20 protein-coding genes are annotated in these 24,296 nt (G+C 68.7%); 12 read left to right on the forward strand and 8 right to left on the reverse strand.

Annotated features, from left to right (window positions below; all coding sequences use genetic code 11):
* Window positions 1-120: 120 nt before the first annotated feature.
* The 4 genes from L324_RS22495 (at window position 121) to L324_RS22510 (ending at window position 4,969) form a co-directional block, all read left to right on the forward strand.
* Window positions 121-1,167 carry an LLM class F420-dependent oxidoreductase gene (locus L324_RS22495; protein ID WP_037311918.1) on the forward strand — a complete coding sequence of 349 codons (1,047 nt, stop codon included), beginning with the start codon at window positions 121-123 and terminating at the stop codon, window positions 1,165-1,167.
* Complete coding sequence (locus L324_RS22500) at window positions 1,167-2,006, forward strand: undecaprenyl-diphosphate phosphatase (protein WP_037311927.1); 840 nt, start codon at window positions 1,167-1,169, stop codon at window positions 2,004-2,006. Before L324_RS22495 ends, L324_RS22500 begins: the two co-directional genes overlap by 1 nt.
* Window positions 2,007-2,112: 106 nt before the next feature.
* The gene (locus tag L324_RS22505; RefSeq protein WP_037312542.1) at window positions 2,113-2,823 is read left to right on the forward strand and encodes a histidine phosphatase family protein; all 711 of its coding nucleotides are present in this window, start codon (window positions 2,113-2,115) and stop codon (window positions 2,821-2,823) included.
* Window positions 2,824-2,926: 103 nt separating this feature from the next.
* The gene (locus L324_RS22510) at window positions 2,927-4,969 is read left to right on the forward strand and encodes a M3 family metallopeptidase (protein ID WP_037311930.1); all 2,043 of its coding nucleotides are present in this window, start codon (window positions 2,927-2,929) and stop codon (window positions 4,967-4,969) included.
* A gap of 182 nt (window positions 4,970-5,151) precedes the next feature.
* Here L324_RS22510 and L324_RS22515 read toward each other — a convergent pair whose 3' ends face one another.
* On the reverse strand, window positions 5,152-5,781 hold the full coding sequence (locus L324_RS22515; RefSeq protein ID WP_037311933.1) for a hypothetical protein: 630 nt from the start codon (window positions 5,779-5,781) through the stop codon (window positions 5,152-5,154).
* 71 nt (window positions 5,782-5,852) lie between these two features.
* The gene (locus tag L324_RS22520) at window positions 5,853-7,652 is read right to left on the reverse strand and encodes a right-handed parallel beta-helix repeat-containing protein (RefSeq protein WP_037311936.1); all 1,800 of its coding nucleotides are present in this window, start codon (window positions 7,650-7,652) and stop codon (window positions 5,853-5,855) included.
* 89 nt (window positions 7,653-7,741) lie between these two features.
* Here L324_RS22520 and L324_RS22525 point away from each other — a divergent pair, with 89 nt between their 5' ends.
* A complete protein-coding gene (locus L324_RS22525; protein ID WP_037311939.1) occupies window positions 7,742-8,611 on the forward strand; it encodes a TetR/AcrR family transcriptional regulator in 870 nt (289 codons plus the stop codon).
* A gap of 114 nt (window positions 8,612-8,725) precedes the next feature.
* Window positions 8,726-9,859: an SWIM zinc finger family protein gene (locus L324_RS22530; RefSeq protein ID WP_037311942.1), complete on the forward strand. Its 1,134-nt coding sequence runs from the start codon at window positions 8,726-8,728 to the stop codon at window positions 9,857-9,859.
* Here the strand turns inward: L324_RS22530 and L324_RS22535 are convergent.
* Complete coding sequence (locus tag L324_RS22535; protein ID WP_037311945.1) at window positions 9,842-12,289, reverse strand: DUF6493 family protein; 2,448 nt, start codon at window positions 12,287-12,289, stop codon at window positions 9,842-9,844. The two genes, L324_RS22530 and L324_RS22535, sit on opposite strands and share 18 nt — an antisense overlap.
* 258 nt (window positions 12,290-12,547) lie before the next feature.
* Window positions 12,548-13,384, reverse strand: coding sequence for an NAD(P)-dependent oxidoreductase (locus tag L324_RS22540; RefSeq protein ID WP_081736431.1), 837 nt, complete (start codon window positions 13,382-13,384; stop codon window positions 12,548-12,550).
* Window positions 13,385-13,437: 53 nt separating this feature from the next.
* Between L324_RS22540 and L324_RS22545 the strand changes: the two genes are divergently transcribed.
* Complete coding sequence (locus tag L324_RS22545) at window positions 13,438-13,797, forward strand: MerR family transcriptional regulator (RefSeq protein ID WP_037311950.1); 360 nt, start codon at window positions 13,438-13,440, stop codon at window positions 13,795-13,797.
* Between the two features lies 1 nt (window position 13,798).
* Window positions 13,799-14,242, forward strand: coding sequence for a hypothetical protein (locus tag L324_RS22550; protein ID WP_037311953.1), 444 nt, complete (start codon window positions 13,799-13,801; stop codon window positions 14,240-14,242).
* A gap of 60 nt (window positions 14,243-14,302) precedes the next feature.
* Here L324_RS22550 and L324_RS22555 read toward each other — a convergent pair whose 3' ends face one another.
* Both L324_RS22555 and L324_RS22560 read right to left on the reverse strand, forming a co-directional pair.
* On the reverse strand, window positions 14,303-15,292 hold the full coding sequence (locus tag L324_RS22555; protein ID WP_037311956.1) for a malate dehydrogenase: 990 nt from the start codon (window positions 15,290-15,292) through the stop codon (window positions 14,303-14,305).
* Window positions 15,293-15,336: 44 nt separating this feature from the next.
* Window positions 15,337-15,825 carry a MarR family winged helix-turn-helix transcriptional regulator gene (locus tag L324_RS22560; protein ID WP_037312545.1) on the reverse strand — a complete coding sequence of 163 codons (489 nt, stop codon included), beginning with the start codon at window positions 15,823-15,825 and terminating at the stop codon, window positions 15,337-15,339.
* A 91-nt stretch (window positions 15,826-15,916) separates the two neighbouring features.
* Between L324_RS22560 and L324_RS22565 the strand changes: the two genes are divergently transcribed.
* The 4 genes from L324_RS22565 to L324_RS22580 all read left to right on the forward strand — a co-directional run bounded on the left by L324_RS22565 (window position 15,917) and on the right by L324_RS22580 (window position 19,016).
* The gene (locus L324_RS22565) at window positions 15,917-16,327 is read left to right on the forward strand and encodes a nuclear transport factor 2 family protein (protein ID WP_037311959.1); all 411 of its coding nucleotides are present in this window, start codon (window positions 15,917-15,919) and stop codon (window positions 16,325-16,327) included.
* Window positions 16,328-16,338: 11 nt separating this feature from the next.
* Window positions 16,339-17,199 (forward strand): LLM class F420-dependent oxidoreductase, encoded by an 861-nt coding sequence (locus L324_RS22570; protein WP_037311963.1) that lies wholly within the window; start codon window positions 16,339-16,341, stop codon window positions 17,197-17,199.
* A gap of 255 nt (window positions 17,200-17,454) precedes the next feature.
* Window positions 17,455-18,096, forward strand: coding sequence for a DUF4360 domain-containing protein (locus L324_RS22575; RefSeq protein WP_037311966.1), 642 nt, complete (start codon window positions 17,455-17,457; stop codon window positions 18,094-18,096).
* 275 nt (window positions 18,097-18,371) lie between these two features.
* Window positions 18,372-19,016, forward strand: a complete 645-nt coding sequence (locus L324_RS22580; protein ID WP_037311975.1) for a DUF4360 domain-containing protein — start codon at window positions 18,372-18,374, stop codon at window positions 19,014-19,016.
* A 45-nt stretch (window positions 19,017-19,061) separates the two neighbouring features.
* Here L324_RS22580 and L324_RS22585 read toward each other — a convergent pair whose 3' ends face one another.
* Window positions 19,062-21,149: an FUSC family protein gene (locus L324_RS22585; protein WP_152546964.1), complete on the reverse strand. Its 2,088-nt coding sequence runs from the start codon at window positions 21,147-21,149 to the stop codon at window positions 19,062-19,064.
* Window positions 21,146-24,247 carry a GH92 family glycosyl hydrolase gene (locus L324_RS22590; protein WP_173426392.1) on the reverse strand — a complete coding sequence of 1,034 codons (3,102 nt, stop codon included), beginning with the start codon at window positions 24,245-24,247 and terminating at the stop codon, window positions 21,146-21,148. The genes L324_RS22585 and L324_RS22590 overlap by 4 nt, the downstream gene beginning before the upstream one ends.
* Window positions 24,248-24,296: the final 49 nt, after the last annotated feature.

Genomic DNA, 24,296 nt, shown 5'->3' on the forward strand with positions numbered 1-24,296 from the left:
GGAAGGCAAGTGCGGGACACGGAGCAGGTGAGCGTGTCGTGATCGAGTACCACCGGCCGGGTCACCGGGGTGTCAACACCCTGAACGGAGGAGTGACGTTGCGCTGGATACATTCACGCCGTGCGACTCGGACTGAATTTGGGCTATTGGGGCGCGGGGAACGACGCGGCCAACCTGGCATTGGCGAAGAAGGCGGACGAACTGGACTACGCGGTCGTCTGGGCCGCGGAGGCGTACGGCTCGGACGCGCCGACGGTGCTGGCCTGGGTGGCGGCGCAGACCTCGCGGATCGACGTGGGCAGCGCGGTGCTGCAGATCCCGGCGCGGACCCCGGCGATGACCGCGATGACCGCCGCGACCCTCGACACCTTGTCGGGCGGGCGCTTCCGCCTCGGCCTTGGCGTCTCGGGCCCGCAGGTCTCCGAAGGCTGGCACGGCGTGAAGTTCGCGTCGCCGCTCGGCCGCACGCGCGAGTACGTCGAGATCGTCCGCAAGGCGCTGGGCCGCCAGCGGGTCAAGTACGACGGCGACCACTTCCAGCTGCCGCTGCCCGGCGGACCCGGCAAGGCGCTGACGCTGACCGTGCACCCGGTGCGCGAAGAGATCCCGGTGTACCTGGCCGCCATCGGCCCGAAGAACCTCGAACTGACCGGCGAGATCGCGAACGGCTGGCTGCCGGTGTTCTTCTCGCCCGAACACGCCGGTGAGCAGCTCAAGCAGATCAGGGCGGGCGCGGAGAAGGCCGAACGGTCCCTCGACGGCTTCGACGTCGTCCCCACCGTGCCCCTCGTGGTCGGCGACGACTGGAAGGCCTGCGCAGACGCCGTCCGCGGGTACGCGGCGCTCTACATCGGCGGGATGGGCAGCCGGGAGAAGAACTTCTACAACCAGCTCGCCTGCCGGATGGGCTTCGAGCGCGAAGCGGCGGACGTCCAGCAGAAGTACCTCGGCAGGGACTACGCGGGCGCCATGGCCGCCGTCCCGCTGGAGTTCATCGACGCGACGTCACTGCTGGGACCGAAGGAGCGCATCGCCGAACGGATGCGGGCCTTCGCCGAGGCGGGCGCCACGACACTGACCGTCGCGCCCTCCATGCCGGACCCCGAGAGCTCCGCACGCGCGCTCGAGATCGCGGCCGAGGCCATCGACCTGGCCGGTGTCGCCTGATGGGCTGGTTCGAAGCACTGGTCCTCGGCCTCGTCCAGGGCCTGACGGAGTTCCTGCCGATCTCCTCCAGCGCGCACCTGCGGATCACCGCCGCGCTCGCGGGCTGGGACGACCCGGGCGCCGCGTTCACCGCGGTGACCCAGATCGGCACCGAACTCGCGGTCATCCTGTACTTCTCGAGCAAGATCGGGAAGATCCTCCGCGCCTGGTTCTTCTCGATCTACAAGAAGGACTGGCGGCAGGACCCCGACGCCAGGCTGGGCTGGCTGATCATCGTCGGCTCGCTGCCGATCGTCGTACTGGGCCTGCTGCTGCAGGACGCGATCGACGAGACCTTCCGTGACCTGCGGATCACCGCGACCACGCTGATCGTGTTCGGCCTGATCCTCCTGGTGGCCGACCGCATCGGGAAGCAGGAGCGGACGCTCGACCACCTGACCGTGCCGCACGGTCTCGGCTTCGGTTTCGCGCAGGCGCTGGCGCTGATCCCGGGTGTCTCGCGCTCCGGTGGCACCACCAGCGCCGGGCTGCTGCTCGGCTACACCCGGGCGGAGGCGGCGGAGTACTCGTTCCTGCTGGCGCTGCCTGCGGTGTTCGGCTCGGGGTTGTACAAGCTGACCGACATCGGCAAGGACGGCGCCCCGGCGCAGTGGGGCCCGACGATCCTGGCGACGCTGGTCGCGTTCGGCGTCGGCTACGCCGTCATCGCCTGGCTGATGTCCTACATCAAGACGAAGAGCTTCGTGCCGTTCGTGATCTACCGGCTCGTGCTCGGTGCCCTGCTGTTCGTGCTGATCTTCACCGGTGTCCTGGACCCGCAGGAGGGCCCGCACCTGTAGCTCCCTCGCGTTTCGTCCTCTGGACGCGTTCCTTGCGCGCGCAACTACCGCATCCAGAGGACGAAACGCGGGAGTCCGGCAAAGCACGACACGTAGGGTGGGCCACGTGAGTACTGTGATCCTTCTGCGCCACGGCAAGTCCACGGCGAACGGCTCGGGCGTCCTCGCCGGGCGCACGCCCAAGGTCGGCCTGGACGACACCGGCCGGGCGCAGGCGGCCGCGCTGGTCGAGCGCCTGGCTCCGGTCCCGCTCGCCGAGCTGGTGGTCTCGCCGATGCTCCGCTGCCGCCAGACGGTCGCGAAGCTGGCCGAAGCCCGCGGTCTGGACAAGATCAAAGAGCCCGGTTTGTCCGAAGTGGACTACGGCGAGTGGACCGGTCGCGCGCTCAAGGATCTGTTCAAGGAACCCCTCTGGCGGGTCGTGCAGGCACATCCTTCGGCCGCGGTCTTCCCCGGCGGCGAAGGACTGGCCGAGATGCAGGCCCGTTCGGTCGCGGCCGTCCGCGCCCACGACGCCCGGATCACCGCGAAGCACGGCGAGAACGCGGTGTGGCTCTTATGCAGCCATGGCGATGTGATCAAGGCGATCCTCGCCGACGCGCTCGGCCAGCATCTCGATTCGTTCCAGCGGATCGTCGTCGACCCGGCCTCGGTTTCGGTCGTCCGGTACACCGAGACTCGTCCGTTCGTGTTGCGCGTCAACGACAACGGCGGTGACCTGGCCGGGATCGCCCCACCGGCGCCCAAAGCCAAAGCCAAGCGCGGCAAGGGAAAGCAGAGTTCGGACGCGGTGGTGGGCGGTACCACCGGAGCGTGACCATCGCCGACGGTGGCGTCACCGCCACGGACGGCATCCACCGGCCCCTCGCTGCCCGTAAGGTGGCCAGACCAGCAGATTCGACGACCCGGGAGCAACACCGATGATTTCGCAGGACAACCCGTTCGCCGCGCCGAGTGAGCTGCCCTACGCACTTCCGCCGTTCGACCGGATCGCCGACGAGCATTTCCTTCCCGCCTTCGAGGCAGGCCTGGCCGAGCACGCCGCGGAGATCGACGAGATCGCCGGTTCCGCCGAACCGCCGACCTTCGAGAACACCATTGTCGCGCTCGAGAAGTCCGGCAGGTTGCTGTCCCGCGTCTCCAGCGTGTTCTTCAACCTCGCCGGATCGAACGCGAACGACGAGATCCAGCGCGTGCAGGCCGAGATGGCACCGCGGCTGGCCGCGCACGCCGACGCCATCAACCTCAACCCGGCGTTGTTCGCCCGGATCAACACGCTGTTCGAGCGCAAGGACGAACTCGGCCTCGACCCCGAGTCGCTGCGGCTGCTGGAGCGGCGCCACACCGACGTCCGCCGGGCCGGTGCCGGGCTTCCCGAGGCGGACCAGAAGCGGCTGCGCGAGCTGAACGAGCAGATCTCGACGCTGTCGACCCGGTTCCAGCAGAACCTGCTCAAGGACACCAACGAACTCGCGGTGGTCGTCGACGACGTCAAGGAACTCGCCGGGCTCACCGAGGACGCCATCGCCACCGCCGCCGAGACCGCCGGTGAGGAGGGCAAGTACGTCCTCAAGCTGACCCTGCCGACGGCGCAGGCGGCGCTGGCCTCGTTGGAGGACCGCGCGCTGCGCGAGCGGATCTTCACCGCCTCGGTGTCGCGCGGCAACCGGGGCAACGAGTTCGACAACAACCGGATCGTGGCAGAACTGGTCCGGCTGCGCGCCGAGCGGGCCGCCGTACTCGGCTTCCCCGACCACGCCTCGTACGTCATCGAGGACGAGACGGCGAAGACCGCGGAGGCCGCCGTCGGCCTGCTGGAACGTCTCGCGCCGGTCGCGGTCGCCAACGCCAAGGCGGAGGCCGAAGAACTCCAGCGCTACCTCGAAGCCGACATCCCCGGCGCGATCCTGCGGCCGTGGGACTGGGCCTTCTACGCCGAACGCGTCCGCAAGGACCGGTTCGAGGTCGACACCGCCGCGCTGCGCCCGTACTTCGAGCTGAACCGGGTCCTGACCGACGGCGTCTTCTTCGCCGCGTCCAAGCTGTACGGCCTGAGCTTCACCGAGCGGGAAGACCTGCCGAAGTACCACCCCGAGGTCCGGATCTTCGAGGTCTTCGACGCCGACGGCGCCGAACTCGGCCTGTTCCTGCTCGACTACTACGCCCGCGACTCGAAGCGCGGCGGTGCCTGGATGAACAACTTCGTCGACCAGACGAAACTCCTGGGCACGAAGACGGTCGTGGTCAACGTCCTCAACGTGGCCAAGCCGCCGGCGGGGGAGCCGACGCTGCTGACCTTCGACGAGGTCGTCACCGCCTTCCACGAGTTCGGGCACGCCCTGCACTCGCTGCTTTCGGACGTCGAGTACCCGATGTTCTCCGGCACCAACGTCCCGCGCGACTTCGTCGAGTACCCGTCGCAGGTCAACGAGATGTGGATGCTGTGGCCCGAGGTGCTGGCCAACTACGCCAAGCACCACGTCACCGGCGAGCCGCTGCCGCAGGAGCAGGTCGACAAGCTCCTGGCGTCCCAGCAGTACGGCGAGGGGTTCTCCACGACCGAGTACCTCGCGGCGTCCCTCCTCGACCAGGCGTGGCACGCGCTCGGCACCGAGGACACCATCGACGACGTCCAGCGGTTCGAGGCGGAAGCGCTGACGAAGGCCGGAGTCGCGCTCGAAGCCGTGCCGCCGCGGTACCGCACGACCTACTTCGCGCATATCTTCAGCGGCGGCTACAGCGCCGGGTACTACTCCTACATCTGGAGCGAGGTCCTCGACGCCGACACCGTCCAGTGGTTCCGCGAGAACGGCGGGCTCACCAGGGAGAACGGCGATCACTTCCGCCGCGAACTCCTCGGGCGGGGCGGCAGCGTCGACCCGATGGCCGCGTTCCGCGCGTTCCGCGGGCGCGACCCGGAGATCGAGCCGCTGCTCAAGCGCCGCGGTCTCGCCGGGGCCTGACACCGGTCGTGGCCTCGTGAGTGGTAATGACGGTTCTAACCGTCATTACCACTCACGAGGCGCGCCCACCTGGGCAAGACGTGCCATCCCTGCCCGGACACCCCAGTGCCGCCGACATCACCGAACTCAGCGAGGGCATCCGGCGACTCAATCAAAGTGTATAACGACATATACGGCGTGGCTCACGCCAAAATCGCGTCCAAAAGAAGATAAACACCACCGCCGAGGACGACACCGCCGCCAAACCCGGCGGTGACCTCGGCCTTGGTGTGATCGCCGAGTTCGACGCGGGACCAGCAGACCCAAGCGACGCCGAGGAAGAGCAGCGCGAACCACGGGCCGTAGACGCGGATCAGCATCACGGCCGCGCCCGCCGCCACCATCGCGTGCATCGAGATCTTGAACTCGAGCCCGAAGGTGATCGCGAGCGCGGCGACCAGGCAGACGAGTTCGGCGGCCGCGAGCGCGATCATCTCGTGCGGGGCGCCACCGGCGATCAGGATGGCGAACCCGGCGGCCAGCGAACCGATGCAGACCGCGAACGGGACGAGCCGCCCGGCCCGATCGGTGACGTGGTGGCTGTCCCATTTGCCCTTCCGGGCGCCGCGCACGATCACGGCCATCGGGATGAGGGAGCCGGTGACGCCGACGATCAGCCCCCAGAGCACCGTCTCGCCGACGTGGTGACCGGTGACCTGCCACGCGACGATCAGGGGCAGGCCGAGCACCCAGACCCAGGGGGCGAGCACCTCGGTCGCGATCCGCGCGAGGCGGCGGCGGGTCCCGGGGGCTTCCATGGACTGGGTCGGCATGGCGTGCGGTCTCCTCGGGAATTCTTGGCCGTGGTGGCTCCTGCCGGACTCGCGCCCGGCAGGAGCGGTGATCATCGTTCCAGACCCCGGCGTCCCGCCCTCGCGAGGATGTCGGCGGCCGCCGGATCGGCCTGGGCGGTGTCGTCGAAGTTCTCCTTGGGCAGCACGGTGTTCCCGGCCACGACGACCGTCTCGGGCGGGGTGTCGTGACCGTCGGGCCGGAGATCCCAGAAGTTGCCCGCGAAGACGACGTTCTCCATCGGCGGGCCCACCTGGAGCACGATCGGGGTGTCGGCCCGGTGGACGATGTTGCCGAGAACGGTGATCCACGCCGCGCCGTAGTCGGTGTAGAGGCCGAAGTTGTACGAGGTGAGGACGTCGCGGATCACGTTGCCGCGGACCATCGCCCCGCCGGCGAACGACGAGCCCTGTGGTGCCGAGAGGTAGATCCCGCCGCCGTCCATCAGCTTCCCCATGCTGCGTTCGACGAGGTTCGAGATCACCTGGGTGCCCCTCGCCCGCTCGCCGCCGGTGATCACGATGCCGTTGTGCGGGACGTCGTGGATCTCGTTGTGCGCCACGGTCGTCTCCGCGGACTCGACGACGAGGAGGGCGGGCGAGCCGCGGTACTCGGTGCCGATGTGGTGGACGAGGTTGTCCTCGACGGAGACCCGGGTACTCGTGTGGACGGCGATCCCGCTGCCGGAGACCTCGTCGAAGGTGTTCGCCCGGATCGCGACGTCGGTGCCGTCCTCGATCAGGATCGCTCCCGCGCCGAGTCTGGTGAAATGGTTGCCCTCCATGGTGATCCGGCTGACCGAGGTGAGGCTGACGTTGGCGGGCAGCTGGACCGGCTCCGACGGCACATGGACGTAGCCCACGTCCGCGCCGAGGTCGATCTTCTGGAAGCCGCCCCGCTCGTGGCGGGCGTTGCCGTGATAGTGGAGGTAGCCGCCGGTGCGGGTGGGCCCCGACCAGGCCGCGTCGGTGAGGGTGAAGCCGCGCACCACGAGGTCGTGCACGCCTCGTCCGCTGATGAGTGTTTCGAGTACCGGGGCGACGACGCTGGTCTCGCCGATCTTCTCGCCGGGGCGCGGGCGGTAGTGCAGGATGTGGCCGTCGGAATCGGTGCGGCTGACGGCGAAGGTGCCCGGTTCGGTCAGGAAGGCCACGTTGTTCTCGAGTACGGAAGGGGCGGCGAGACCGTCCCAGGTGCCGTCTCCGCCTGCGCCGTGCCATTGGGCGTCGTAGAGGGACTTGGCGTTGTCGAAGGCGGGCTGAGCCATGGTGATGGTGGTCGAGGATTCGTCGCCGGAGATCGACGCGACCGCGAGCCGGGCTTCGGACCACGGGTAGACGCCGGGGTAGACGAACTCCAGTCCGGACGGGTCCGGCCACGACTGGGGTTCCATGCTGTCCGTGACGTAACCGGTGGCTATTTTCGTCACGCTTCCCGGTAGGCCTCTCGTCCGAGCCGCCCGCGCCGCGGGATGGCCGTCGACCGTGAGTCGTCGAGGTGCCAGGGCGCCGATCGGCGCCGTCCAGATGCCGTCGTCGCCCTCCGTCCAGCCGGTGATCTCGCGGCCGCCGCTCAGTTCGACCTTCGCCTGCTCCGGTGTTCCGTAGCCTTGCGCCTGGTAGATCACGCGGAAGCCGTGCATACCGGAATCGCCCGCCTGGTCCTCGAAAACAAGGGGTTCTTCGAGGTGATGGACGCCTGCCGTGAAGGTGACGATGATGTCGCCGGTCATTCCGGCGGTGGCGGCGCGGACGGCTTCGCGTGCCGCGTTCGGGGTGGCGAAGGGCTGGTCGGCGGTGCCGGGCCAGTCGTCCTTGCCGTCAGGGGAGACGAAGAACCTGATTTCAGGCATGCTGAAGCGCTCCTGCCAGGAGGTTTATGGGATATACTTGAGTTTATTACCTAAACACGGACGAGTGACCAGCGTCAAGGGAGTGGCCGGTGACAGAAGAGGACGTGCAGCCCGATCCCGAGCGCGCGATCGAGTTGCTCTGGGGTGCGCCTGAGCCGGAGCGGCCCGGGTTGAGCCTCGGCCGGATCGTCACGGCGGCCGTCGAAGTCGCGGACGCCGAAGGACTCGCGGCGCTGTCGATGCGCAAGGTCGCGGAACGGTTCGGCACCACCACCATGTCGCTGTACCGGTACGTTCCCGGCAAGGCGGAACTGGTGGAACTCATGCGTGACGCCGTGTACGGCGAGTTCCCGGTACAGCCCGCGGACGGACTCGGCTGGCGGGAGGGTCTCGAACGATGGGCCCGGTTGGCATGGGAGAGGTACCGCCGTCACCCATGGCTGGTCCACAGCGCCGGAACCCGCCGTCTGCCGGGCCCGAACATCATGACCGGGTACGACCACGCCCTGGACGTGGCCGCGCGGAGCGGTCTCGCGCCGGCGCAGGTGATCGCGGTGGTGAACCTGGTGGGCGGGTTCGTCGAGTCCGTCGCGCGGCAGGCGGGGGAGACCGCGGAACTTCAGCGGCGCACAGGCGTGTCCCACGAGCGCTGGTGGAGTGAACGCGAGTCCCTCTTCGAGCGGCTGGACGCCTATCCGGCCCTGGAGAGGTTGTGGAAGGAGGGTGGGATGGACACCCCGCTCGATCCCTTCGAATTCGGGCTGCAGCGCACCCTTGACGGCGTCCAGGCGCTTATCGACAGCCAGGGGAGTGAGGTTATCCGTGACGAAAATGGGGGAGGGGAGTGCGCCGCTTGCGGCAAGCTGCTCGACGGGGGAGGGCGGGGCAGACCCCGGGCCTACTGCTCGAGGGCCTGTCAGCAACGCGCCTACCGCCGGCGTCAAGCTCACGCCGACTGACGTCGGTCCTATTAGGTGTATAACGACCTATTCAGCTCGGCGATGTACAAGATCAACTTGGGGCACTGAGAAAAACCCGCAAAGACTGTCAGAGGTCCTGGCTAGGGTTGCCCGGTGATCACCGAGGTCTTGCTGGAGCAGGTCGACGAGAGCGTTCGGACGCCGGTGCTCTTCGAGGGTTTCCTCGAACCGGGAGCGCAGGCGGCTCAGGCGCTTCTGGTGCTGGGGAAGGTCGCCCGCACGCGGTTCTGGATGCCGCCGTCCATGGTGAACCGGCTCATCGCCGAATCCGATCCGGTCTTCACCGCGGACCGGACAACGCTGCGCGCGGAAGCCTTTTCGCCGTGCTGCGGGGTGTACGCCAGACTCGATCTGCCGGAGGTGGGCGATCTCGGCGAGGGCTGTACCAACGTCGACCTGTCCGAGGCGACGCGGACCGTCCTGGCCGGGGTCGTGGCGCAGGATCCGTTGCACCTGACCGTTCGCGGAGAGGGGATCCGGCTCCGCACGCTGGACGGGCAGAACGACGAATCCGTGGTACCGCTGCCGGAGCGTTGGGTGGCGGGCTTCGCCGAGGTCGCCGCCGTCACGGCGGGCGCGGTGAAGAAGGCGGAGCTGGACAAGCTGGAGGCACGGAACTTCCTGCGGCGGCTTCCGGTCGCCGTCGGCAGGTCGTGGGCGGTCGCGTCCGGCCGAGGGCTTCGGTTGACGTCACGGTCGGGCGGGGACTCGATCCCGGCTGGCGGGCTCCATCGGCTGCGGGTGGTCGAGCCGCTCATCCGGTTCGCCAAGGGTTTGACCGTCCACACGCGACCGGACAGTGAGGTCGCGACCTGGGTGCTCCAGCTGGAACGAGCGCGACTCGCCGTGACGCTGTCGCCGGAACCGTCCCGTGGCTTCTCGGGCGAGGGCGGCTGGCTGAACGCGCTGGCCGGAGGACTGGAAGCGCCGGAGCTGGTGGCGGGTCGCGCCGGCCACGACGTCGTCGACGGCACGTGGTTCCCGCGTGAACTTCCGAGCGGGAACGCTCCGGCGAACGGGCGGCTGGCGAAAGCACGTGAACTCGTCGCCGCCGAAGCCGTCCGGATGCTGCCCGACGGTGGCTACGAGATCACGCGCGGCGGCTCGGTGCAGCGCGTCCGGCTGATGCCCGCCGGGTGCACGTGTGCGTGGTGGGCCAAGCATCAGGAGACTCGTGGACCGTGTTCGCATGTGTTGGCGGCCCGGATTTCAGCGGCTGAGGCGTGAGGCGGCCTTCGCGGCTTTCGAACTGCCTTTGAATCCCGCCAGCCAGTCCTTCGTTTCGGCGCTGATCGTGCCCGCGCCGCGGTCCACGAGGTCCGCGGCGAGTTCCAGCAGCGCGAAGATGCCGCGGTGGGTGGATTCCAGCTTCGGCAGCAGTGTGTCCAGTGTGGACAGGATCGCGCTGGGATGGTCGTTCGCGATGATCGCAAGCCGGGGAGCCAGTCTCGTCGGGACGAGATGAGGGCCGAGTACGCCCAGCGCAGCACCGAGTGCGCGGGGGCCGAGCAGGCGCCGGTCGAAGAGGGTCAGTGCGGCGTCCGTGCCCAGCTGGACGGCGGCGGGGCGTTTCAGCGCGAGGGAGGTGGCGATCAGCATCGTGCCGGGGAAACCCGGGGCCGAGGGGCTGTCGAGGAACGGGGGCAGCGCGGCTTTCTCCACGGGGTAGCCGACTTCGAAGTCGTTGAAGAACAGGTCCCCGGCGACGGCGGCTTCCAGGTGGTCACGGTCGTAGGGCGAGAAGACCGCTTCGTGGCAATCGGTGAAGCCGAGCCATTCGGGGGGCGGGCCGTCGAAGAGCATGCCCAGCCAGGGAGTCTTCGGTGCGACTGGTTGCGGGTTTCGTTCGACCTCCAGTAAGTCGACGCTGTATTCGCCGCGGTCGACTTTGGCCGTCCAGGTGATCGGCGGTCCGGGTTCGCCGCGCAGTGCCGCGGCGGGGTCGGCGGATTCGGGGTGCCGGGCGCGGGCGGCGGCGAGGGCGGTCCAGCCGGTGTCCGCGATGGCCGGTCCGCCGAGGGCGTACCGGATGGTGTCGGCGTGTGGTCCGGTGAGTGCCGAGGCGAGTGCGAGGGCTTCGTCCCGAGTGTCGGGGGCGAGTCTGAGCAGGGCGTCGACGACGTCGTCCTCGGCCGCGTCGGGGTGTTCGAGCATGCGGGATACGAAGACGACGGGGTCGAGCCAGCCGCCCTGGTGGGTGGCGGCGGAGACGGGTACGGCGGTGCCGTCGAGCAGCGCGGTGACCCGGTGGTGGAGTGGGCGGCGCCAGCCGTCGACCTGGGGCGGGCGGGTGACGTCGCGGCCCGCGAGGCCGAGGACGAGGGTGGCGATCAGTTTCGGTACGGCCGGGCCGTATTTCTCGCCCGTGATCTTGGTGGCGCGTTTCACCAGGGGTTTGAGGGCGTGCTGGAGTTCGCCGGCGACCCGGTGGGCGCCGTCGAGGGCGGCGAGGAGGAGGTCGGCCTGGTCGGGGTCGGCGAGGAGGGAGGAGAGGGCTTCCGCGACCGCGGCCGGGGTGTCGGGGATGTCGAGGGGGATGGTCAGCATCCGGCGCTGGTGCCATGGCGGGCGTACGGGTTCGGGGTATTCGGCGGGCTCGACGGTGGGTGTCGTGTCCGAGGTGACGCCGAGCCGGGTGGTGGCGAGGGTGCGGACGTCGGACGCTTCGTGGGTGAGTGCGGCTTCGAAGACTTCGTTGGCGAGGTCGGTCAGTTCGGGTCGCCGGTCGGCGATGCGGCCGGCGAGTTTGAGGGCGAGTTTGGCGGTGGCGGCGCCGCGTCCGGCCGCGGCCGCGGGGAGGTGCTGGAGTGCGACTTCGTCGTCGAGTGTGCCTTGTTTGTCCACTAGGGACAGTGCTTTGACGGCGAAGGAGACGGTGCGGGGCAGGCTGCTTCCGCAGAGCCGGGCGTAGCGGGTTTGGGCCGCTGTGCGCTCGTCCGGTGTGGGGGTGAGGGCTTCGTGGAGTGCGGCGTACCACTGGGCGCGGAAGGCGGCGAAGTCGCGGGCGAGGACGTCGAGGGTGAGGTCGAGGAGCCTGGTGCGGTCGAGTTCGCCGGTCTTGGTCAGTTCGAGCAGCGCGGTGGACCATTTGTCCTCGTCGCGGACGTACTTGTCGAAGGCCGCGAAGCTGGTGTCACCCGTGCCTTCGACCGTGAGCAGTTCCCAGAGTTCGGTGAGGGCTTCGGGTTCGGTTCGGAGGCGTTCGGCGAGGGGTTCGCCGCGGAAGCGGCCGGCCCAGCGGAACCAGCCCGCGTAGTAGTCGGGTGTCCGGAGGGGTTCGAGGTCGCCGTCGCGGATCATGCGGCGGATGGCTTCCCAGGCGGTTTGGTGCCGGATCAGGCGGAGGGCCATCGTCTTGCGTTCGGCGAGGGGCCGGTCCTGCAGGACGCGTTCGAGGATCGTGGGTGAGGCGATCCAGAGTTTGCCGAGGAGGGGGTCGGAGGCGGGGAGGGTGGCCCAGAGCGCGGTCGCGGCTTGCTGGCCTTTGAGCGGGTTTCGGGCGCCGTAGGTGTCGGGTTCGATCTCGGTGAACTCGCTGCTGTCCTTGAACGCGGCCAGGAGTTCGGGGATCAGGGCTTTCCGCTCGGCGCGGGGGAGCGCGAGGGCCCGGGTGAGGACTTCCGACGGCTGGCCGGTGAGGAGCGCGTTCAGGTGCACGGCCCCATTGTGTCGTGAGTGGTAATGAGGGTTAGAACCACCATTACCACTCACGAGGCTGCCCCACGGTCGGGACGTGGCTCGGGGATCCCGAGTCGTCCAGGTGGTCTGGGTCCGGTGTCTCGAAGGGTCCCTTTGCGACGTTGAACGTCGCAAAGGGAGCCTTCAGGACACAGCCGCGAGTGACCCGGTGGGCTGGCCCCCTCGTGAGTGGTAATGACGGTTCTAACCACCATTACCACTCACGAGGGGTGGGGGTCAGAGGGTGGCGAGTCTGCCGAAGCCGTCGGAGCCGTGGCCGGCGTCGATCGCTCGCTGTACGTGGGCGCGGGCGGCGGTGAGGACGCCGTTGTCGAGGTCGTTGGTCCGGACGGTGTCGAGGATGTGGTCCATTGTCGCCGCGGTGGAGGTGAGTGTGCCGTAGTCGCCGGGGTAGCGGTCGGTGGAGACCTGGTCGGCGAGGAGGTCGATCATGTCCGGGAAGAAGCCGAGGAGTGCTTTGGCGTGTGTGGCGATGTCGGTGGCGTCGATGTTCTCCGCTTTGGCGAGGGCGAGCATGTGCATCACGCCGCTCATGGAGGTCCAGAGCATGTCCTGCAGGGACGCGTCGAACGCGGCGGCCCGGCCGGGATCGTCGCCGACGTGCTGCGCGGTCTCGCCGAGGGCGGCGAGGGTGTCCCGGTGTTTCCGGTAGACGTCGGCTGGGCCGCTGTAGAAGAAGGCCGCGTCCGGGCCGCCGATCGCGTCGGTGGTCGCCATGATCACGCCGTCGAGGTAGTCGATGCCGTGTCCGGCCGCCCAGTCCGCCATGGTGCGGGCTTGTCGTGGTGATCCGCCGGTGAGGTTCACCAGGGTGTGTCCGGTGAGCGCGTCGGTGTCGAGGACCGAGCGGGCGGCGGTGTAGTCGCGGACGCAGACGACGACGAGCGGGCTGGCCGCGATGGCTTCGGCGGCGGTCGGGGCGGTGGTGGCGGCGAGGCCGTTTTCCTTGCCAGGAGTGCGGTTCCACACGGTGGTGGGGTGGTCGGCGGCGGCGAACGCGGCGGCGAGGGCGTGTCCCATGGGGCCGAGTCCGAGGACGGTCACGGTGGTCATGGCGGCTAAGCTAAACCTTGACATTGACGTCAGAGTCAAGTCTCGGGGTGGGGATGAGGATCGGGGAGCTCGCGCGGCGGACGGGGGTCAGCGAGCGTGCGTTGCGGTACTACGAGGAGCAGGGGTTGCTGACGCCGCTGCGGCGGCCGAGCGGGTATCGCGTGTACGGCGACGCGGATGTGGCGGCGGTGCGGCGGATCAGGATCCTGCTCGGGGCGGGGCTGAACACCGCGCAGATCCTCGAGATCCTGCCGTGCATCGTCGACGAGGACGGCCGGCTGACGCCGGACTGCCCGGAGCTGACCGAGGCGTTGCGGCAGCAGCGTGCGCGGATCGACGAGGCGATCGGTGAGCTGGAGTCCACGCGCGCGAACCTCGACACGATCATCGGCGCGGAACGGCGGGTGGGCTGACATGCCGACGATCACCGGTACGCCGGTTCCGGGTGCGATCCGGCTGTCGCGGGCGTTGCTGATCGCGGTGGCGGTGAGTCATCTGGTGGTGCCGCTGGTGTTGTGGGCCAACGAGAACGCGTTGCGTGCGCAGATCGCGGCCCGGTATCCGGGGTTCGGGCAGGCCGAGGTCGAGCGGTCCGCCGCGGTCGCGATCGAGTCGGGGGCGGTGTTCCACGGGATCCTGCTGGTGTTGTGCGTGGTTCCGGCGTGGAAGCTCGCGACGGGACGGCGGTGGACGCGGCGGTTGACCACGGCCACCCAGCTGTTGTCGCTGGTGTTCAGCGTGTTCTCGTGGACGTCTTCGCCGATGTTCCACGCGGTGATCCTGGTGGTCGGTCTCGCCCAGGTCGTGCTGGTCCCGTTGCTGTGGGTGCCCCGTCCGGCGCGGGACTTCTTCGCCTGACAACGGAAAAGGCGGCCGTGTCCCGGGGGACGCGGCCGCCTTTTCGTCGGTGGTTCAGGCTCAGATGAGGCCGAGCTTCTTGACCGCGTCGCGCTCTTCGGCCAGTTCGTTGACCGAGGCGTCGATGCGGGCGCGGGAGAAGTCGTCGATCTCCAGGCCCTGGACGATCTTGTACTCGCCGTTCGCGGCGGTGACCGGGAACGAGGAGATCAGGCCTTCCGGGACGCCGTAGGAGCCGTCGGACACGACCGCCGCCGAGGTCCAGTCACCCTCGGGGGTGCCGTTGACCCAGGTGTGGACGTGGTCGATCGCCGCGGAGGCGGCCGACGCGGCGGAGGACAGGCCGCGGGCTTCGATGATCGCCGCGCCGCGCTTGGCGACGGTGGGGATGAAGTCGTCGGCCAGCCACTGCTGGTCGGTGAGCACCTCGGTCGCGGGCTTGCCGGACACCTCGGCGTGCGCGATCGACGGGTACTGGGTCGCGGAGTGGTTACCCCAGATCGCGACCTTCTTCAGCTCGGTCACCGGTACGCCCAGCTTCTTGGACAGCTGCGCGAGGGCGCGGTTGTGGTCGAGGCGGGTCATCGCGGTGAAGCGCTCGGCCGGGACGTCGGGCGCGTGCGCCTGTGCGATGAGGGCGTTGGTGTTGGCGGGGTTGCCGACCACGAGGACCTTGATGTCGTCGGCCGCGCCGGCGTTGATGGCCTCGCCCTGCGGCTTGAAGATGCCACCGTTGGCCTCGAGCAGGTCGCCGCGCTCCATGCCCTTGGCACGGGGGCGGGCGCCGACGAGGAGGGCGACGTTCGCGCCGGAGAAGGCCTGCTTCGCGTCGTCGAAGATGTCGATGCCCGCGAGCAGCGGGAACGCGCCGTCTTCGAGTTCCATCGCGGTGCCCTCAGCCGCCTTGACCGCCTGCGGGATCTCCAGGAGCCGCAGTTTCACCGGGGTGTCTTGGCCGAGCAGCTGACCGGACGCGATGCGGAAGAGCAGCGCGTAGCCGATCTGGCCGGCCGCACCGGTGACGGTGACGTTGACAGGGGCTTGGGTCATTGCGGTTCTCCAGCTTGAGGCGACATCGACTTTGTACCGCGATGCTAGTCCTGTCCCGTGTCGCCGTTCGGGTGCGTCCAGTCACTGTTTTCTTGATCGATGCCGCCACCGGTCACGTTCGCGGCGAGTCGCGACAGCAGCCCGGCCAGTGTGGTGATCTCTTCGGCGCTGAATCCGGCGCGGAGCCGTTTGTCGTGGGCGATCGCGGCTTTGGCCAGGCGGTGGAAGACGATTTCACCCTCGTCGGTGAGTTCGACGACATGGATCCGCCGATTGTCCGGATCACGTCGCCGGGTGATCAGTCCTGTGCTCTCCATCGCGTTGAGGTGGTGGGTGAGGGTGGCGCCCTGAATGCCGACCGCGGCCGCGAGTTCCCGCTGGTTGGCGACGCGCCGGGTTTTGAGCGTGATGAGGATCTGCCAGACGGGCTGGGAGCCGCCTTCGGTGGCCAGGGCCTGGTCGAAGGCGCGCCCGACGGTCTTGGCGGTTTTGGCGAGGACGACGCCGATGGGTGCCGCGGTCGGTTTCTGCACGTCACGCAGCATAGCCCATGAATCTAAGGGTTTGACATCGAATCGTTCGATATCTAACGTTGGCGACATCGAACGAGACGGAGGAAATCCCATGCGCGGTACGGAGAAGGAGATCCGCGACCTCGGGGCCCGCTGGGCCGACGCCGAGGTTCGCGGCGACATCGAAACACTCGACGCGATGACCACGCCCGACTTCACCCTGGTCGGGCCGCTGGGCTTCGTGCTCGGCAAACCGCGGTGGCTGGAGCGTTATCGCGACGGCGATCTGGTCACCGAGAAACTCGACTGGTCCGAGGTGGAGGTCCGCGACTACGGCGCCGCCGCCGTGTCCGTCGGAGTGCACGCCCAGGAGGGCACGCATCAGGGGCACCGCGTCGACGGCCGGTTCCGCGTCACGCATGTGTTCGTGCACGACGACGACCGCTGGCTCATCGCCGGCATCCACCTGAGCCCGATCGGCGGCCCACCGCCCTTCGCGCGTCCCGAAGCCCCGGGAAGATGAGAGGGAACGCCATGCGCGTCAGCGTCAGCATCACCGACTTCTCCTGGCCCGGCGGGCAGGCCGGGCTGGTCGACGGGCTCATCGCGGTCGCCGCGGCCGCCGACGAGAGCGTCCTGGACACCCTGTGGGTGGCGGACCATCTGCTGCAGACGGCGCCTGGCAGCGCTCCGGACTCGGAGATGCTGGAGGCGTACACCACCTTGGGCTATCTCGCCGCGGCGACCTCGCGGATCAAGCTCGGCACGATGGTCAGCGCCGCCACCTTCCGCGCCCCGGCCCTGCTGGTGAAGGTGGTCACCACCCTGGACGTCCTCTCACGGGGCCGCGCCTGGCTGGGGATCGGCGCGGGTTATCAGGAGGACGAGGCCCGCGCGATGGGCCTGTCGCTGCCACCGGTCGCCGAACGGTTCGAACGCCTGGAGGAGACCCTTCAGATCGCCTGCCGCCTGTGGGACGGCGACACCTCGGCGTTCACCGGACGCCACTACCGGCTGGAGCGCCCCGTCGGCAACCCCCCGCCGGTGCGGCGGCCGAAGGTGCTCATCGGCGGAACCGGGCCGAAACGGACCCTGCGGCTCGTCGCCCGGTACGCCGACGCGTGCAATCTCTTCGACGTCCCTGATGGCGGCGCGACCGTACGCGGGCATCTGGACGTTCTCGCCCGGCACTGCGCGGACCTCGGACGGCCCATCGGGGAGATCGAGAAGACCATCGCGACCCGTCTGGCGCCGGGGGAGTCCTCAGTGGACTTCGCCCGACGGTGCGAGGAGTTCGCGTCCTGGGGGATCGACCACGCGGTGGTGATCACCTCGGGCCCGTGGCGGCCGGACGCGGTGGCAGTGCTCGCCGAAGCCGCGAGCCTCGCCGCCTGATCGCGGTTGTCTTCGCGGAATCGTCAACGCCCGGTCGGCGGATACCTTTTCATATCGTGCGAACCGAATGGTGTTTTCCGGGGCGGCCGGTGTTTCCGGTCGCCCCGGAAAACGGTTACAGGCCATAAAAAAATTTCATGAACCGATTGCCGGGACTGCTTCGTCCGATCGGCGGGCGGCGCCGTGAAGATCGTTTCGCTAACATGAGTCCGCCCAGTTCCCCGCCCCCCGTGTGGAAGTTTTGGGAAGGACCCCATGCTCAATGCAGTAGTGGCCGCCGTGTCACTTTTCTCGTCGATAATAACACCGAACAGCTGGTCGCCGCCGCCGGGACCGCCGCCGGACCGCGTCGTCATCGACGTGGTCACCGTCAATGGCTCCGGCTGTCCGCCGGGTTCGTCGGCCATCGCCGTCGCCAGGGACAACAGTTCCTTCACCGTGACCTACAGCGAATACACCGCCCAGGTCGGTGTCGGCGCGAAGCCCACCGACATCCGGAAGAACTGCCAGCTGAATCTCAACATCCACGTGCCGCAGGGATTCACCTACGGTATCGCGAGCGCCGATTATCGCGGTTTCGCCTCGCTCGAAGCCGGCGCCAAGGGGCTGCAGCGGGCGAATTACTACTTCCAGGGCAATTCGCCGACAGCGCATGTGAGTCACCCGCTCAACGGCCCCTTGTCGGACAACTGGCAATTCCGTGACGAGGCCGAAGGCGGCGTCATCGTCTACAAGCCATGCGGTGAGGACCGGAACCTCAACGTGAACACGGAACTGCGGGTCGCCGCGGGCAGCTCGGACCCGAAGAAGACCACCAGTTTCATCACGATGGATTCGACCGACGGAGCGGTCAAGACCACCTACCACTTCTCATGGAAGACCTGCCCGACCTCCTGACATCGCCAGGGTGACGGCCTGCTTCCCGCCTGGAAGAAGGCCGTCCCACCCGTGTCCGGTCCAGGGCCTTGGCCGTGCTGGACGAGGTCGTCGCCGCTCGTCGCCGCCCGCCCGGCGGCGACGAGTCTTCTCGGCGACCCCTTTTTCGCCGGTCGCCGCGCTTTCCGGTGGCCGAAACCGTTTTCGTCCGATCGGCGGGCGGTCGGGAAAAGCTCGTAAAGCTACTCTTGAATTCGCCCGGTTCCCCGCCGTGTGGAAGTTTTGGGAAGGATCCCATGCTCAATGCGCTGGTTGCTGCCGTAACGCTTTTTTCCTCGGTTGTCACACCGAATGGCTGGGTGCCACCGCCCGCTCCGGCCGACAAGATAATCATCGATGTCGTGACCGTCAACGGGACCGGTTGCAGACCGGGTACCGCGGCTGTTTCCGTGTCACCGGACAACACCGCGTTCACGGTCACCTACAGCGAATACACCGCCCAGGTCGGTGTCGGCGCGAAACCGACCGATCTGCGCAAGAACTGTCAGCTGAACCTCTATGTCCACGTGCCGCAGGGATTCACCTACGGTATCGCGAGCGCCGATTATCGCGGTTTCGCCTCCTTGGCCGCGGGTGCCACCGGACTGGAACGGGCGAACTATTACTTCCAGGGTAATTCGCCGACATCCTATGTCAACCACAACCTGAAGGGCCCGATCGAGGACAACTGGCAGTTCACCGACGAAATCGAAGTCGGGGCCATCGTCTACAAGCCCTGCGGTGAGGACCGGAACTTCAACATCAACACGGAATTGCGGGCCGCGGTCGGCACCTCCGATCCGAAGAAGACCACCAGTTTCGTCACCATGGACTCCACCGACGGCGCCATCAAGACCACCTACCACTTCTCCTGGAAACCCTGTCCCAAACCGAAGAACTGATCCGGTGCGGCGGCGGCCTTCTTCGAACCCCGGCGAAGAAGGCCGTCAGCCTTTCCCCGACGGCGCCGGATCGGTGGCCTCCACCCCGAACGCGCGGCCCAGCGCGATCACCGTCTCGTCGAGATGCCCGAGACTGGTGAGCACCGACCGCGCCTGCGGATCGTCGATCCGGTCCGCCACCGGCGTGCCGTCGTCCCGGACCAGCGTCCCGTGCCCGGATCCGCCGGGAGCGCCGATCGCCTTCCCCAGCACGGCGATGTTCTCCCGGATCCGCCCGGTGAACAGCAACAGCCGATCCGCCTCGTTCACCAACAGCCCCGCCTGCGACCGCGCCGCGACATGCCGGGCGCGGAAGGCGATCGTCTCCACCGTCGTCAGCACATGCCAGCCGTAGTCGCGGCGGCTGCTGAGATTCACCGGATGGGTGAGCGGCTCGATCGTCGTGCGCACTTTGTCCACCGCCCTGTCCAGGTCACGCGACTTCTCGATGACACTCACGTTCTCCGCACCGGACAACAGCCCAGCGGTCTTCGCCACGAACTCGTCCAGTTCGTCCAGCAACGACGAGACGTCGTCCAGCATCACCGCACGGGTGCGCACCGGCACGATCACCACCGCCGCCAGAACCCCGGCCGCCGCGCCCACCGCGGTCTCGGCGACCCGGATCCACAGCACCTCCAGGCTGAACGTCCCCAGCAGGCTGTAGAGCAGCCCCAGCATGCTGGTGATGAAGAACGCCATGATCACCTGCGACACCCGCGCCATGTAGACCATGCCGAACACGCACACCAGGATCAGCGCCAGCGTCGCCGGCACACTGCCCGACACCAGCAGCGTCAGCACGAGCCCGCCGACGATGCCGATCAGCGTGCCGCCGAGCCGCCGGACGCCCTTCACGAACGTCGCACCCGCCGTCGACGAGCCGATGAACACCACGAACACCGTCAGGACAGCCCAGTACCACCGCTGGCTCGACACCAGCTCGCCGCCGAGGACGGCGAGCCCGCCGCCCACCACGGCCTGGATGGCGCTGCGGGTCTGGTTGTCGTAGGCGAACGCCGCCGACTTCCCCTCGTCGGGATCCTCCGGATCGTCGGCGGTGTCGGACACGTCGTGTTCGGCGACCCGCTGCGCCCGTACGTCGGCCAGCGCGAGTTCGGCGATGGCCCGGCGGACCCCGTCACCCGGTGCGGCGTGCTCGTCGATCCGGCTGCCTTCCACCAGCATCCTGCTGAACTCTTCGGTCTCGCTGATCAGCGGCAGCTCCCGCGGGTCGCGTTCGATCAGCGAGCGGAACCGCCGCAGCCGCGCGATCAGGTCGTCCCGGACGTCCTCGCCGAGTTCCTCCGCGCAGGTGCGCTGCACGGTGATCGTCAGCCACTGCACCGCCAGCTCGACCTCGATCGCGCGGCGGCGGAGCCGGTTCGCCGAGTCCGCCCCCGCGACCTCGGGTGCGGTGTCCTCGATGAGCAGAACCGATTCGTGCAGCCGGGAGTTGGCGGTGCGGAGCCGTTTGCGGGTGCGCTCGCTGCCGCCGACCGCGAGATAGTCCTCGGCCGCCCGCACCACTGCCGCGAGCCGCGCCCGGAACGCCCGCCGGATCCGCAGGAACTCCGCGTCGGTACGCCTGCGCAGCAGGACGAACCGGACCACCGCGTTGGCCGCGATCCCGATCGTCAGCGCCAGCAGCAGCGCCGGGACCTGCCTCAGATGCGTCTGCAGGAACATCGCGAAGAAGAACAGGAAGAACGACAGCGATCCCAGCGCGATCCCGCGCGAGCCGAACCGCTGCGCGTAGACCGCGACGAAGATCAGCAGCACGAACACGACACTGTCCAGCGGCGGCAGCGCCGAACCCACACTCGCCGCGGTGAGCGACGCGGCGCCGAGCAGCAACCCCAGCACCAAGGTCACCGCCTGCTGTCCCGGGGTGGCGTCGTTGACGGTGAAGGCGGACGTCATCGCGGCGATCGCGGCGACGAGGGTGACCGTGAGCGGCTGGTGGAACGGCAGGATGGCCAGTACGGCGACGACGATGCTGAGCACGGCCGAGAAACCGAGCCGGAGCCGGACCAGGCCGGGATCGGAGGCGACCAGACGGTCGGTCGTGGCCTGGGTGATGCGGGAGATCATCGGGCGAGCAGCTCTCCTTGGGCGAGGGTGACCCGCCGGGCGGTGGACGAGGTGACACGAAGACGGTAACGGGCGTGCCTCGCGGGCTCGGCGAGGGCGAACGGCCGCGTCTGACGGCGCCAGCGGAACGTCTCACCCTCACGCTGGTCCAGCAGTACCCAGTGCTCGCCGTCGTCGGACCCTTCCAGCACCCACGAACGCGGATCACCCCGGCGGCTTCCCGAGGTCAGCGTGTACATCACCACCTCACGAGCACCGTCCTCGACCGGGAAGTCGATGACGAGCCCGCGCGCCGGGAAGGTGACCTCGGTCTTGGTGGTGTCGTCGAACAGGGCGCCGGCCCCCGCGGTGATGTCGGTGAGCGGGCGCGGATCGGCCGGAACGGCGGGGGACCGGCCCCACCCCGACGGCCGCTCACCCATCGTGAACTCCAGCACCGCGCCCCCGGCCAGCAGCGCGTGCGGAAGGGTGGTGCTCTCGTGCGGGCGTCCGTCGATCGTCAGCCCCTGCACGTACACGGTGTCCTCGGTGTTGCCGGGCGCCTTGACGACCAGGTCCTTCCCGTTCTCCAGATGGACGGTCGCCTTCGTGAACAGTGGCGAGCCGATCGTGTACTCGGGGCTGCCCATGGCCAGCGGGTAGAAGCCGAGCGCAGCGAAGACGTACCAGGCGGACATCTCGCCGTTGTCCTCGTCACCCGGATAGCCCTGGCCGAGGTCGCCGCCGACGTAGAGCCGCCGCAGGACCTCGCGCACGATCCGCTGGGTCTTCGACGGCGCGCCGGCGTGGTTGTAGATCCAGGGAATGTGGTGCGAGGGCTGGTTGGAATGCCCGTACTGTCCCATCCGGACGTCGCGGGCCTCGGTCATCTCGTGGATCAGCCCACCGTAGGAACCCGGTTTGCGGCCGGTCTCCGGTGTCGCGAAGAAGGTGTCCAGTTTGGACTCGAGCGCTTCGGTGCCGCCGTGCAGCGCGGCGAGCCCGGCGCCGTCGTGGGGGACGGAGAAGGCGGTGTTCCACGAGTTCGTCTCGGTGAAGTCGCCGCCCCACGCCTCCGGGTCGTACCCTTCGGCGGCGAAGTGACGGCTGCCGTCGCGGTTGCGGCCCTGGAAGAAGCCGATCAGGTGATCGAAGTGGTTGGCGTACTGCTGTGAGCGCTGCCGGAAGTACGCGGCGTCGTCGGGGCGGCCGAGTGCTTCGGCGAGATTGGCCAGGCCGAAGTCGTTGACGCAGCCCTCCAGCGTCCAGGACAGGCCCTCATGGACCGACGTCGGCGTGAACCCGAGGAAGATCGACTCGTGCAGGCCCTTCCGGCCGACGCTCCGCCCGCGCGGGGTCACCGTCGCGTTCTTCAGCGCCGCCTCGTAGGCGGCCTCGACGTCGAATCCCCGCACTCCCTTGAGATACGCGTCGGCGAACGCGACGTCGGAACTGGTGCCGGTCATGAGGTCGGCGTAACCGGGGGAGGACCACCGCGAGATCCAGCCGCCCTCGCGGTACTGCTGGACGAAACCGTCGATCATCCGCCCGCACCGGCCGGGCGTGAGCAGGGCGTACGCCGGCCACGTGGTGCGGTAGGTGTCCCAGAAGCCGTTGTTGACGTACATCTCGCCGTCGACGATCTTCGCGCCGGTCCTGGTGCGGGTGCTCGGCCGGAACCGGCGGATGACCGGGCTCGCGTGGCGAACGCCCTTCGGCGTGTCCTCGTGCGCGGAGTTCGGATAGAGGAAGAGCCGGTAGAGGTTGGAGTAGAACGTGTTCCGCTGATCCTCGCTCGCGCCCTCGATCTCGACGCGGCCCAGTACCTCGGCCCACCGCGCGCGGGCCAGCTCCCGGACCTGCTCGAAGGTCGTTCCCCCGGGGATCTCCAAGTCGAGGTTCCGCTTCGCCTGCGCGAGGCTGATCAGCGACGTCGCGATCCGCATCGTCACCTCACCCGCCGCGAACTCCAGGAACCCGGTCACCGTCCGCCACGGCGGGCGGCGGATCTTCCCGCCGCGCTCGGCCGGGACGTCGAACTCGGCGTACACGAACATCCGCCGCGCACCGGCCGACAGCCTGCTGCGGACCCACGTGTGGCCCGTCATCACGCCGTTCGCCGCGTCGAGCCCCTGCGTTTCGAGTGACAGCCCGCCCCGGTTGCGGGCGTTGTCGAACAGCAGCCAGCCGCGCTCGCCGGGGAAGGTGAACCGCAGGATCGCCGCGTGATCCGACGGCGCGAGGTCGGCGGTGACGCCGTTGGCGAACCGCACACCGTAGTGATGCGGCCGGTCGATCTCGTCGTCATGGGAGAACGCCAGCGCGCGCCGGGCCCGGTCCGGTTCGACCGCGCCGATCCCCGGCATCACCTGGAAGGTGTGCCGGTCGCCCATCCACGGGCTCGGCTGATGCGACAACGCGAACGCCTGCAGGGCCGGGCGGTTCGCGGCGTCGTTGTGCCGGTGGTAGCTGTAGAGCCAGTTGGTGACGCCCGCGTCGGTCACCGGAGTCCAGAAGTTGAAGCCGTGCGGGACGGCCGTGGCGGGGAAGTTGTTGCCCCGCGAGAACTTGTCGCTGGAATGCGTGCCGCGGGTGGTGCGGACGTGCTCGACCGGTTCACGGATCGCGACCGCGCGCTCGGCGATCCGGACGTCGTCCAGCCAGCCCGCGCTTCCACCGCCGTCCGGGGGTTCGCTGATCAGGACGATCCGGGTGATCCGCCGCCCGGCGAAGCCCCCGAGACGGCGGCGCACCAGGTTCCACTGATCGACGTACAGCGTCTTGTCCAGGCCCTGCGCGGTGGCGCTGAAACCCGCGGCCGTCCCGTCGGCGAACTCGACGTCCAGTGTCACGAACGTGCTGCGGTAGCTGGGGACGGCGTCGGTCTCGGCCTCGGGGAAGACCACATAGGACAGTTCGGTGTCGGCGGCGACCTCGACGTCCACCTCGAACAACGTCGCCCGGACGGTGCCCTCGAAGCGGAGGGCCCGCGCGCCGGTGAACCCGACACCCGGTTTCGCCGTCGGTGACGACCGCGGTCCGGTGCCGACACGCAGAGCCGGATCCACCGGCTGCGGATCACCCGCTTCGAAGGAGGAGAAGAACCCGGTGATCATCACCCGGCCACCGTAACTCGCACCCGTGCGCACGGCTCGGCGTGCCGCATCC

The organism is Amycolatopsis orientalis DSM 40040 = KCTC 9412 (assembly GCF_000478275.1).
Taxonomy (GTDB): domain Bacteria; phylum Actinomycetota; class Actinomycetes; order Mycobacteriales; family Pseudonocardiaceae; genus Amycolatopsis; species Amycolatopsis orientalis.

What these genes read in the sequence shown, in the direction of transcription:
- L324_RS22540 (WP_081736431.1), bottom strand. Translation starts at nt 13,384, where the DNA reads ATGACCACCGTGACCGTCCTCGGACTCGGCCCCATGGGACACGCCCTC.
- L324_RS22575 (WP_037311966.1), top strand. Translation starts at nt 17,455, where the DNA reads ATGCTCAATGCAGTAGTGGCCGCCGTGTCACTTTTCTCGTCGATAATA.
- L324_RS22580 (WP_037311975.1), top strand. Translation starts at nt 18,372, where the DNA reads ATGCTCAATGCGCTGGTTGCTGCCGTAACGCTTTTTTCCTCGGTTGTC.
- L324_RS22550 (WP_037311953.1), top strand. Translation starts at nt 13,799, where the DNA reads ATGCCGACGATCACCGGTACGCCGGTTCCGGGTGCGATCCGGCTGTCG.
- L324_RS22570 (WP_037311963.1), top strand. Translation starts at nt 16,339, where the DNA reads ATGCGCGTCAGCGTCAGCATCACCGACTTCTCCTGGCCCGGCGGGCAG.
- L324_RS22510 (WP_037311930.1), top strand. Translation starts at nt 2,927, where the DNA reads ATGATTTCGCAGGACAACCCGTTCGCCGCGCCGAGTGAGCTGCCCTAC.
- L324_RS22585 (WP_152546964.1), bottom strand. Translation starts at nt 21,149, where the DNA reads ATGATCTCCCGCATCACCCAGGCCACGACCGACCGTCTGGTCGCCTCC.
- L324_RS22500 (WP_037311927.1), top strand. Translation starts at nt 1,167, where the DNA reads ATGGGCTGGTTCGAAGCACTGGTCCTCGGCCTCGTCCAGGGCCTGACG.
- L324_RS22545 (WP_037311950.1), top strand. Translation starts at nt 13,438, where the DNA reads ATGAGGATCGGGGAGCTCGCGCGGCGGACGGGGGTCAGCGAGCGTGCG.
- L324_RS22520 (WP_037311936.1), bottom strand. Translation starts at nt 7,652, where the DNA reads ATGCCTGAAATCAGGTTCTTCGTCTCCCCTGACGGCAAGGACGACTGG.
- L324_RS22565 (WP_037311959.1), top strand. Translation starts at nt 15,917, where the DNA reads ATGCGCGGTACGGAGAAGGAGATCCGCGACCTCGGGGCCCGCTGGGCC.
- L324_RS22515 (WP_037311933.1), bottom strand. Translation starts at nt 5,781, where the DNA reads ATGCCGACCCAGTCCATGGAAGCCCCCGGGACCCGCCGCCGCCTCGCG.
- L324_RS22555 (WP_037311956.1), bottom strand. Translation starts at nt 15,292, where the DNA reads ATGACCCAAGCCCCTGTCAACGTCACCGTCACCGGTGCGGCCGGCCAG.